This is a genomic window from Candidatus Methylomirabilota bacterium (assembly GCA_035709005.1).
GTDB lineage: Bacteria > Methylomirabilota > Methylomirabilia > Rokubacteriales > CSP1-6 > 40CM-4-69-5.
Genome location: DASTFB010000021.1, coordinates 1 through 9913 on the forward strand (window position 1 = coordinate 1; position 9913 = coordinate 9913).

Consider the following 9913-nt stretch of genomic DNA (forward strand, 5'->3'; position numbering starts at 1 on the left):
GCGCTCGGCCGGCGCCCGCCGACCCGAGTCTCGACGGCCTCCGGCTGTGGCAGTACCGCCTTGGGCGCGGGCGAGCGATTCTGTCGCCCGCCGGCGCCACGCGCACCTTCGAGCAGACGCTCAGCGGCGGCATGATGGGCAGCGAAGTCTGGACCATCAACGGCAAGGTCTGGCCCCGCACCGACCCGCTACCGCTGAAGCGCGGTGAGCGTGCCGTCGTGCGCTTCCGGAACATGAGCATGGAGGCGCACCCCATGCACCTGCACGGGCAGTCGTTCCGGGTGCTGGCGATCAACGGAGCTCCGGCCGATGCTCCGCTCGTCAAGGACAGCGTCGACGTGGACGGGCACATGGGCTCCGCCGTCGTGGAGTTCACGGCCCTCAACCCCGGCGACTGGCTATTGCACTGTCACAAGCCGATGCACATGGACGGCGGGATGATCAGTCTCGTCAAGGTCGGGTGAGCCGGCGTGTCGTTCTACGGCCGCGTCGTCCTGCCACGCCTCATCGACCTCTGTCATGCGCAACACAGCGGACGCGGCCGAGCGGGCGAAGCTGGTGCCGCTGGCCTCCGGCACCGTGCTGGAAGTCGGCATCGGCTCGGCGCTCAACGTGCCGCACTATCAACGCGAGGTGCGGGCCCTTCTCGGCGTGGACCCATCGCTCGAGCTCTGGCACCTCGGTCGCCGCCGTCCCGGTACGCCGCCGTTCCCCATCGCGTATCTGGCGGGCTCGGCGGAACGGTTACCCGTCGCTGACGAGTCCATCGACACGGTCGTGTCGACGTGGACGCTCTGCAGCATCCCGGATATCCGCCCAGCGCTCCGCGAGATGCGGCGCGTGGTCAAGCCCGGCGGCCGCTTCATCTTCATCGAGCACGGGCGTGCGCCCGATGCCCGCGTGCGCGCGTGGCAGGACCGGCTCACACCGCCCTGGGCCCGAGTGGCCGGCGGCTGCCAATTGAATCGACCGATCGACAGGCTCATCGAGGAGGCCGGCTTCAGCCCACTGACGCTCGACCGCGGGTACGCGAGCGGTCCGAAGCCAATGGCGTATCTGTACAAGGGCGTGGCCGTGGCCCCGCAGTCATGAACGTCGCGAAACCCTGGCTCGGTGTCGTGATCGTCCTGGTCCTCGCGGGCTGCGCCCAGAAGTCGTCTCCCGAGGAGACGGCGATCGCGTACGGCCGTGCCCTGTATGCCAGCGATGCCGATGCCCTGTGGCGACTGATCTCGGAGACGGACCGCCGCCACAAGGACGAGGCGACCTTTCGCCGCCAGCAGCATCAGCTGAAGGGCTTCACGCGGGAGGCCGTCGAGCAACTCGCCCGCCACATCGATGCCGCGCCACTCAGCGTCTCCGTCGCGGGAGATCGCGCCACCGTCATCCTCAAGTTCCGGCTGCCCGACGCAAACGCGCCGGCGATTCGTCGCCTGATGCACGACTGGGACGAGGATCGACTCGACAAGCTGTCTGCCGGCGAGCGGACGCAGATCCGCGAGCGGCTCGACGGCCTTGCCCGCGAGCATCGCCTGCCGATCGTCGAGGGCGACGAGACGATCGAGCTCATCCGCGAGGCCGGGACCTGGCACGTCTTCCTGAACTGGGCGGGCGGCGTGCGAGTCACCTTCGATGCGGCCGTGGACCCGGGGCTGCCCCTGGACGTGAAGATCGCGCCGGTGTCGATCGTGCTCGCGAGAGGCGAACGCGTTCGGGTCAGTGTCCGGGCAAGAAATACCGGTGCCCGCGAGCTGACGACGCGAGTGAGCCACAGGACCGAGCCGGCGACCGAGGCGAACCACCTGGCCTTGCTGCAGTGCCCACTCCTGGTCCCGGTCCGAGTGGCGTCCGGGGAGGTCGAGGAGTACGAGTCCGAGTACTTGCTGCTCCCCGACGTTCCGGAAAGTGTGAAGGCTCTCACCGTGACGTACCGCTTTCCGACTTCGCGCGGTGGAAGGCCGTGATCGCAGGGAGGATGCCGCCGTGGACATGATGTGGGGGATGCCCTGGACGATGCTGTTCGGCGCCGTCTTCTGGCTCGCAATTCTCGTCGCGGTCGGTCTGGGCATCTGGTGGCTGGCGAGCCGTGTCCGCCCGATTGGCCGTGACGCTGCCCTCGAGGCGCTTCGAGAGCGTTACGCGCGCGGCGAGATCAGTCGAGAGGAGTTCGAGGCTCGCCGGCGCGACTTGGCCGCCTGATACTATAATAATAACGTGCACAGTGGTCGGATCAGGCTCTCGAGAGCGCACGCTGGCGGATCCTGCTTGCCGCGGTCGTCCTTCAGCCCTTTGTTACCTGCGGAGCAGTCCGAGGAGGACGCCGTCGGACGTGGTAACGAGGGCGAGAGGTGTCGTCGGCGCCTTCAGGTAGTCCGGGAGCTGCCCTACGGGCACGTTCGGCCGAAATGTGATGGGATTCGACCGCATGACGAATTCCACTCGAGTATCCGAAGGCGTATCCGCGCTCACGCCCTCCACCAAGCCAAGTACGATACGCTGGCTATCTACGACGACGCATAAGTCCGAGCCCGTTCTACGCAGTCGATCGCGCACCTCGCCTACCCGCTCGTCCACCGTGCACGTCGCAACATCCCGCTCGGCGACGTCGGCGACGCGGGCCGTACCGGCCTCCATGCCCTCGCGGGGGAGTCCCGCCGCGAACCAATCGGCCTTCCCGGGCTGATAGCGGTAGACCTGCCGGAACCCGAGCGTCTCGAGCCGCGACGCGGCCCGCGCGCTCATGTCTCACTGGTAGTCATGGCAGTAGACGACGACCGGCCGTGCCGGGTCGAGCCGGCGTCTTGCTTCGTCACCAAGCGACTTCAGTGGAATGCTGACGGCGCCCGGAATATGCTCGGCCGCGTACTCCTTCTCAGGAAGCACGTCAACGAGCTGCGCTCCTGATCCGACCAGTTCCCGCACCCCCTGCCGATCGATGTGCTTCGCCATCGCGACACCACCCTCCCCTGCCTGCCGGATGCCCGCCCTGCCTCGCCTCGGGTTGCGCTCAGAGCTCATTGACGAGACTCGGGCGGCGCCGCCCCCTCCCCCCGCTTGAGCGAGGCGCGGAACCCGAGGCGGTTCACGGCCTCCACCATCTTCTCGATGGTCACCTGCGTCGGATCGAAGGCGATGACCGCCTCTTTCGCCCGAAAGCTCACGTCCGCCCGAGTCACGCCGTTCAGCCCCTCCAGGGCCTTCTTGACCGCGATGGGTCAGGTACCTCACGTCATTCCTTCAACCGCCAGCACGACCGTCGACATCGCCGCTGAAGCAACCGCAGCGATCAGCGCGAGGATGAACAGGAGCCCGAAAAGAAGTGCCTGCCGCCTCATCGCAGTATCTCCATGTCGTGGCCGGCGTGGGACCCGGTTGTCGTCATCTGAGCCAGGAGCTCCGAGGTCAGCTCCGGGAAGCGATCCAGGACGATGGCCGACGTCACGACCACGGCGGCGGCGATGAGGAGCGCGAGCGTGATGCGGCCGCCGGCCATCCGGCAGGCGAGGGCCGCACAGCGGCGCCGCTCCCGGAAGTACAACGCGAAGCCGATCGCGACCCCGAGCACGCCGGCGGGAATCAGCAGCCAACGGTACTGCATGGTGACCGCCATGAACGCACCGCTGCCGACCCCCAGGAGGATCACGGCGAGCGGCAGAAGGCAACAGAGTGACGACAGCACGGCGCCCACCCACGCCGTGATGCTGACCCCGAGCGCCCCGAGCCTCACGGCGCCCTCCGGCACGCCACGCGATATCGATAGACGGCGATCCCGACGAAGACCACGAACGCCGCCAGCAGGACGACGTCGAGGCGGCCGAACCACGCGCCCAGACCGATGGCGCCCAGGCCGATCACGGCCAGAGGGGTGAGACACGCGAGGCACGCGAGCACCGCACCGATGAGGCCGACGGTGAACCAGCGGTCACGCCACATGCGATCCTCCTGCATCCTTCTCCGCGGCGAACGCGCCGTACGCGAAGCTCAGCCGGTACGTTCGCCCGCAGCACGAGACCGTGTCGCCGGCCGTGGCGTCCTCCGGCAGCGTGATGACCTCGTCGCAGTCCGGGCAGCTCACCCGATGCGCCAGGCTTGCCGCCCACCGATCTCCCTCCCCGCGGACGCGCAGGGCATGACCGGCGCAGTTCGGGCACTGCACGAGGTCACCTGTTCGGCCATCGTTCGCGAGCTCAACGAGCGCCCCGCAGTCCGGGCATCGGACGGCCGGCCCGGTCAAAGTCCGAGCAGCCGCTGCAAGCGGCCACGGTCGAAGCCGATGATCACCTCGTCGCCGACCGTGATGACGGGAACCGCCATGCGGCCAGTCTTCGCGATCAACGCCTCCCGGGTTTCCGCGTCTTCAGCGACGTTCTTCGCCGTGAAGTCGATGCCGTGGGACGAAAGAAACTCTTTCGCCGCGTGACACGACTGTCAGGTCGAGGACCAGTACACCGTGATCGCGCGATTCGTCATCCTCGCTCTCCTGTGAGGGTACGTCCGCCCTCGGCTCGTCCTGTTGGAGCGGCGCGGTGGAGGCCGTCGTGTCGGTCCTTTGGACGGATCTGGACGACGTCGACTGGGTGGGCCACGTTCTTGAGCCGGCGCCGGCCAAGCGACCGGCAGCGAGACCATGGGGGCAGGAGCGCGGCTGTCTTTCGCGTCGTCAGGATCTGCCCGTGCCGCGCCAGCGCGCACAAGCGGGCGGCCACGTTGGTCACGGGCCCAGTCGCGGCGTAGACCCACCGTTCGCCTGAGCTTCCCCGAAGCCGGGTGAGGCCGGTGAGTGCCCGACCAGCCTCGAGCCCCAAGTTTACGACGATCGGGTCGTGCCAGCGGCGGCGGCGTGCGTTGAGATCCTGCGTTCGGGCCTTGATGGCCAGTGCCGCGTCGAGCGCTCCCCGGGCGGCCTCTTGCAGAGTCCGCGCCTCGAACAGGGCCACCAGCCCGTCGCCCAGCACTTCGGTGACCTCCCCTCCCGCCGCGCGGGCGGCGTCCAGGTACTCGGCGAAGTAGGTCTCGATGACCTCGTTCATTCGGCGGGGCGTCAGGTCCTCGCACAGTCGGGCACATCCCTCGACGTCCACGAAGAGGGCGGCCACCAGGCGCATCGCCTTGGCCGGGACGGCGACGCCGTCAACCAAGTCTCGGAGCGCGAGCCGTGGGATCAGCCGATGGCAGGGGGGCGACGTAGGCACCGTCACTTCCTGAGCGTGCGCGAGGTCCCTGGTCGCGCTCATAGCGCCCCTCGCATGCTCCGCGGTCGGCTGGCTCTGCGTTTCATGGGTTCCCGTTCAGGCCGCTGTCCGCGTGGCGACCGGGTGTGGCCCAGCTCGCCGTCCGTCCTGATCTCGAGGGTCATCGAAGTCCTCTCTCTGGTTTCGAGTGCTCGGTACCCTGGCACAACGGTACGATCTGTAGTAACTACAGATTCAAGCCTTTTCTTGGGGGAGGCTCCATGGCGATGACGACACGATCGGTCAGGCGCGGCATCGGTGCCCTGTCGAAGGAAACTGGCTGCAATATCGAGACGATCCGCTACTACGAGAGGATCGGGCTGATGCCGCCCCCTGCGCGCAGCGAAGGAGGCCATCGGCTCTACGCGGAGGCTGAGACCAGGCGCCTCGGCTTCATTCGCCGAACTCGCCAGCTCGGCTTCACGCTCGACGAGGTCCGCACGCTGTTGAAGCTCGTGGACGGGGGTCGCTACACCTGTGCCCAGGTGAAGCGGATCACCGTTCACCACTTGCAGGGCGTCCGGGAGAAGGTCGTGGATCTCCGAAAGATCGAGCGGGTGCTGAGAGAGATGGCGGCCCAGTGCGACGGTGGCCGGGTGCCCAAGTGCCCTGTGATCGACGCGCTCTTCGACGAGCGGAGCCGCCTGGCATGATCGTCCTCAAGACCTTCGGTCTCTTCGTGCTGACGGCGATCGCCGAGATCGTCGGCTGTTACCTACCGTACGTCTGGCTGAGGAAGAACGGCTCGCCGTGGCTGCTGGTGCCGGGTGCGGCTAGCCTTGCGCTGTTCGCCTGGCTCCTCACGCTCCACCCGACGGCCTCTGGACGTGTCTACGCGGCCTACGGAGGCGTGTACGTGAGCGTCGCCCTCCTCTGGCTGTGGCGCGTCGATCGGGTCACCGTCACGGGATGGGATCTGGCCGGCGTGGCCATCGTCCTCATCGGAATGAGCGTCATCATCTGGGGCAGCTGGCAGGGCTGACCGGCGTTTCGTCGATTTCGGTCCCTCAACCGCCCGGCGCTACTGAGCACACCGTGGCAAACTGCAGCAGTCGAGCGGTGAACTGCGCTGTCGCGGTGGCGCCTGGTCACCGCTGCGCGTCCTGTGTCAGTCGCGAGCTTCCGTGATTCGCTGATTGAATGCACCTTTGCACAGCGGGGGCAATGGAGTCGGCGCTCATTCATGAAATGGCAGTCCTCTTGCCCTGCTCGTGGTTCGGGCGTCATCCGGGAGCACGTTCCGGGGAGGGAAAGTCGGCTCTCCCGGCGCAGCGTCATGACTGGCTGACAGTCAAGGAAGCCGCGGACCTCCTCAGGGTTCCGGTGAGCTGGCTGTACGAGCGCACGCGCACCAACAGCATCCCTCACGTGAAGCTCGGGAAATACCTGCGGTTCGATCAGGACGAACCTGCAGCCTGGGTCGAAGAGTACGCGCTCCGGTATTACAACGCGGCGGGCCGGCGCCGGTGGCAGACCATCGGACCGAATCTCCACGAGGCCAGGAAGGTCCTGGCCGAGCGCATGTGGGAGCGTCGCCACGGGAAGTTCCGCCTCGACAGGCAGCCGATCACGACGAAGGAGTTCGCGACGAAGTGGAACGAGGACTACGTCACCGTGCAGGTTCGCCTCGGCCGCATGAAGGAGTCATCGGCCGAGAGTTGTCGCAGCCGCCTGCGGCTGCACGTGGTTCCGTTCTTCGGCCAGATGCGCCTGGACGCGATCGCGCTGCCGCACGTGCGGGACTTCATGAAGGCGCTGCTGGCCGAGGACCTCTCGCCCAAGACCGTCCTGAACGTGATGGTGGTACTCAAGGAGATGCTCAAGCAGCACGCGGTCCAGTGGGGCTACCTCGACGCCAACCCGGCCCAGTACGCGGAGCGACCGCGCGGCGAGGAGCAGGAGATGCAGATCCTGACACCGCCGGAGATCCGGCGACTCCTCGATGCCGCGGACGAGCCGACGCGCACGCTGATCCTGTGCGCGGTGCTGACCGGGATGCGCCGGGGCGAGCTGCTCGGACTGCGGTGGGAGGACATCGATCTCGAGGGCCATCGCGTCTTCGCCCGCCGAGCGCTCTGGCGGGGGAAGATCGTCACGCCGAAGTCGCGGCGCTAACGCCGCACGATCGACATGGCGGCGAACACCGCTAACCCCTGCCCGCAAGAGCAGTGATCGCGGGATCGTGAGGCCGAGCGCCTTGGCGGTCCTGACGTTGACGGCAAGCTCGAACCTCGTGGGCTGCTCGACAGGGAGGTCGACCCGGCCTGCAGGGCCCTGGTGGTCACGCACCTGCTGACCCACGGGCCGGGGTCATCGCGCCGCAGCCACCACCGCCCCATCCGTTCTGAGATGCTCACGGCATCTTCACGGCCGCCGCCCCTCAGCCATACCAGGGCTTTTCGTCCGGCTCGACTTGGAGACCGTCCATTAGCTTGTTGAAGCCACTGAACAGGTCGACGACCGCCATGAGCTCGAGTACAGCAGCATCGTCCAGACCCAACTTCTGCACCGCAGAAGTGTGTACCTGCAGTCAATAACGACATCCCTGGACAGCCGACACGGCAACCGCGATGATCTCCTTGGTGAGGCGGTCGAGCTGACCCGAGGCAAACATGACCGCCTTCACCTTGTTCCAGTTCGCCTCGAGGTAGCCGGGATTAGACGCCATGACCCTGTACAGGTTCGGGACAAAATCGATAGCGAATTCCTGCTTTATGTCCTCGTAGATAGCTTTCACACGGCCACCGGCTTCGTCTTCAGAGATCATCTTGATGGATGCCATTGGTGCTCCTTTGGCTAGGTGCGGGCGTGGCTTCACCGGCCAGCGCTTCATCCCTGCGACGCGGCCACGTCTCACCGTGCATACCGATCAGCCCATCACAAGCTCAGGCTCCAGCCGGATCTTCCTGTAGAGCGAGGCGCGGACGAGGAGATGCTCCATCAACATTCACGTGAGATCCCGCTTCCTGGCTTCGAACTCTTCCTCGCCGATCTCACCTCTCGCATAGCGCTCGCGTAGGATCTGGAGCGCGCGGTCGGCGCGCGGCTCGCCCCGGGACTCGTCGCCTTGTCGCACGAGCCACCGGATGCCGAGCACGAGGCCCGCGATCACGAGTGCCCAGAAGAAAAACATCATCACCATCATCCCCAGGCCCCACGCACCCCATCCCCACATCATCGGATGCGCGCCCCAGTCCCAGGGACGGTCCTGGGCCGTGATCGTCAGCCGCAACACTCCCAGGCCGATCAGTTCGGGCGCAGTGCCTGCGGTGGCAAGCATGTAACAGCCCTTGCACGCCGGTCTCCCGTGACACGCCTCGCAGGAGCCCAGCGCGACCATACGGCTGGCAGCGCCTATCGGTCCGCTCTTGTCAGAGCATCAAACCTGCCAAAGAGCGGTGCCAGGCAAGCGTTGGAAAGAGCGAGATTCTCTCGACAGCGGAGACGACCCCTTCATGCCGGTGGGGCGGGCGTGCCGTCCCACCGCGGCGCGGCCGACCCGTTCATGGACATTTCCGTCCCACTGTTCCGCTGATCTCCTGCAGCGAGGCGAACACGAGCGACGCCCGGTCGCCCTGCATCCCCGCCCGCAGCAAGCACGGGCCCGGGCGGGAGCCGGTCCCTGCGGGCTGGAGTCTGTCTTGAAGCGCACGTTGAGCTCCCAGAAGGGCACGGTCCGGCCGTCTTCGGGGACCCCGCCGGACGTTTCCTTTGGTCGAAGCCCGGCCTATCTCCTATCGTGTCGGGTGGCGACCGGACTCGCGAGAGGCGAAGGAGGAGGGAGCATGGCCCAGACGCTGAGCGTGCTGGTGGCCGGCCTGCTGGTCATCGCAGTTAACGGATGCGCCGGCCCCGGCGTGGCGGTCACCGGGGGCTCGGGCCTGCTGCCGAAACCGGGCGCGCTGGTCCAGCTGCGGGAGGTGACGAACACGAGCGGGCAGACCTTCGACGTCGATGTCGAAGGGATGTTGCGCCAGGCCATGCTGGCGGCGTTACAGGAGGAGCGGCTCGAATGGACGAGGCAGGCCCGCCCCGAGCACTTCGCACTCGATCTCCGGATCACCGAGTACCGGCCGGGCAACGCCTTCCAGCGGTGGGTGCTGCCCGGGTACGGCAGCACCGTGCTGGCCGTGGAAGGGGCTGTGAAAGAGGCGCAAACCGGCGCCGTCGCAGCGTCGTTCGTGCATCAGCGCAGCGTGCACTGGGGCGGGGCCTACACGATCGGCGCCTGGAAGCAGATCTTCGACACGGTCGCCGGTGACATCGCCCGCGATCTCAAGGTCAGGATCGAGCGCGGGGGACAGTTCGTGGTCTACCTCACCCCGCGAGCGGACCAGGCGGCGGTGCCCTCACCGGGTGAGCAAGCGGCGAAGATCAAGCTGGCCGGGGTGACCGACGAGCGTCCGGACCGGGGCCGCATCGGGACACGGGAAGCCGCCTTCGGCGTCTCGATGGGCGAGGTCCACCTCGGCCAGAACGTGGCCGACGCCGTCGGGCAGGCGCTCCGGGACGATCTCATCGCGGCCGGCTATCGCGTGGTGGACTCGGGCCAGGATCTGACCGCCGATGGCCGACTCAGGAAATTCTGGGTCCGCACCGACACGACGCCGCTCTACTGGGATGTGGTCGGGGAGATCGAGCTGGAGCTGGCTGTGGTGCCAGCGCAATCAGCCCGGACGTCG

At 67.2% G+C, this 9913-nt stretch carries 16 protein-coding genes and 1 pseudogene; 8 read left to right on the top strand and 9 right to left on the bottom strand.

The window, feature by feature from the left end; translation table 11 throughout:
• From VFR64_03395 to VFR64_03410, 4 genes are all read left to right on the top strand, one after another.
• Nucleotides 1–464 (top strand): multicopper oxidase domain-containing protein (locus VFR64_03395; GenBank protein HET9488791.1); only part of this gene is annotated, 464 nt, incomplete at its 5' end.
• 94 nt (nt 465–558) lie between these two features.
• Entirely contained in the window at nt 559–1092 is a 534-nt protein-coding gene (locus VFR64_03400; protein ID HET9488792.1) for a class I SAM-dependent methyltransferase, read from the top strand.
• Nucleotides 1089–1964, top strand: a complete 876-nt coding sequence (locus tag VFR64_03405) for a cytochrome c oxidase assembly protein (protein ID HET9488793.1) — start codon at nt 1089–1091, stop codon at nt 1962–1964. Before VFR64_03400 ends, VFR64_03405 begins: the two co-directional genes overlap by 4 nt.
• Before the next feature lie 25 nt (nt 1965–1989).
• Nucleotides 1990–2199 (top strand): SHOCT domain-containing protein, encoded by a 210-nt coding sequence (locus VFR64_03410; GenBank protein HET9488794.1) that lies wholly within the window; start codon nt 1990–1992, stop codon nt 2197–2199.
• A gap of 93 nt (nt 2200–2292) precedes the next feature.
• On the opposite strand, the gene VFR64_03415 is transcribed toward VFR64_03410, so the two are convergent.
• The 7 genes and pseudogenes from VFR64_03415 to VFR64_03445 all read right to left on the bottom strand — a co-directional run bounded on the left by VFR64_03415 (nt 2293) and on the right by VFR64_03445 (nt 5138).
• On the bottom strand, nt 2293–2742 hold the full coding sequence (locus VFR64_03415; protein HET9488795.1) for a CBS domain-containing protein: 450 nt from the start codon (nt 2740–2742) through the stop codon (nt 2293–2295).
• Between the two features lie 3 nt (nt 2743–2745).
• Nucleotides 2746–2949, bottom strand: coding sequence for a rhodanese-like domain-containing protein (locus VFR64_03420; GenBank protein HET9488796.1), 204 nt, complete (start codon nt 2947–2949; stop codon nt 2746–2748).
• Between the two features lie 65 nt (nt 2950–3014).
• On the bottom strand, nt 3015–3335 hold the full coding sequence (locus VFR64_03425) for a metal-binding (seleno)protein (protein ID HET9488797.1): 321 nt from the start codon (nt 3333–3335) through the stop codon (nt 3015–3017).
• Complete coding sequence (locus tag VFR64_03430; GenBank protein ID HET9488798.1) at nt 3332–3727, bottom strand: hypothetical protein; 396 nt, start codon at nt 3725–3727, stop codon at nt 3332–3334. Before VFR64_03430 ends, VFR64_03425 begins: the two co-directional genes overlap by 4 nt.
• A complete protein-coding gene (merF, locus tag VFR64_03435; protein HET9488799.1) occupies nt 3724–3933 on the bottom strand; it encodes a mercury resistance system transport protein MerF in 210 nt (69 codons plus the stop codon). The genes VFR64_03430 and merF overlap by 4 nt, the downstream gene beginning before the upstream one ends.
• A gap of 297 nt (nt 3934–4230) precedes the next feature.
• A pseudogene (locus VFR64_03440) lies at nt 4231–4410 on the bottom strand (glutaredoxin family protein).
• Between the two features lie 56 nt (nt 4411–4466).
• Entirely contained in the window at nt 4467–5138 is a 672-nt protein-coding gene (locus tag VFR64_03445; GenBank protein HET9488800.1) for an adenylate/guanylate cyclase domain-containing protein, read from the bottom strand.
• 320 nt (nt 5139–5458) lie between these two features.
• On the opposite strand from VFR64_03445, the gene VFR64_03450 reads away from it, so the two are divergent.
• The 3 genes from VFR64_03450 to VFR64_03460 all read left to right on the top strand — a co-directional run bounded on the left by VFR64_03450 (nt 5459) and on the right by VFR64_03460 (nt 7346).
• Nucleotides 5459–5884, top strand: a complete 426-nt coding sequence (locus VFR64_03450; protein ID HET9488801.1) for a helix-turn-helix domain-containing protein — start codon at nt 5459–5461, stop codon at nt 5882–5884.
• The gene (locus tag VFR64_03455) at nt 5881–6213 is read left to right on the top strand and encodes a YnfA family protein (protein ID HET9488802.1); all 333 of its coding nucleotides are present in this window, start codon (nt 5881–5883) and stop codon (nt 6211–6213) included. Before VFR64_03450 ends, VFR64_03455 begins: the two co-directional genes overlap by 4 nt.
• Nucleotides 6214–6419: 206 nt before the next feature.
• Nucleotides 6420–7346, top strand: coding sequence for a helix-turn-helix domain-containing protein (locus VFR64_03460; protein ID HET9488803.1), 927 nt, complete (start codon nt 6420–6422; stop codon nt 7344–7346).
• Nucleotides 7347–7611: 265 nt separating this feature from the next.
• Here the strand turns inward: VFR64_03460 and VFR64_03465 are convergent, their stop codons facing one another.
• Both VFR64_03465 and VFR64_03470 read right to left on the bottom strand, forming a co-directional pair.
• Nucleotides 7612–8013 (bottom strand): carboxymuconolactone decarboxylase family protein, encoded by a 402-nt coding sequence (locus VFR64_03465; GenBank protein ID HET9488804.1) that lies wholly within the window; start codon nt 8011–8013, stop codon nt 7612–7614.
• Nucleotides 8014–8178: 165 nt separating this feature from the next.
• Nucleotides 8179–8511: an SHOCT domain-containing protein gene (locus VFR64_03470; protein HET9488805.1), complete on the bottom strand. Its 333-nt coding sequence runs from the start codon at nt 8509–8511 to the stop codon at nt 8179–8181.
• A gap of 505 nt (nt 8512–9016) precedes the next feature.
• Between VFR64_03470 and VFR64_03475 the strand changes: the two genes are divergently transcribed.
• Nucleotides 9017–9913 (top strand): DUF4410 domain-containing protein (locus VFR64_03475; GenBank protein HET9488806.1); only part of this gene is annotated, 897 nt, incomplete at its 3' end.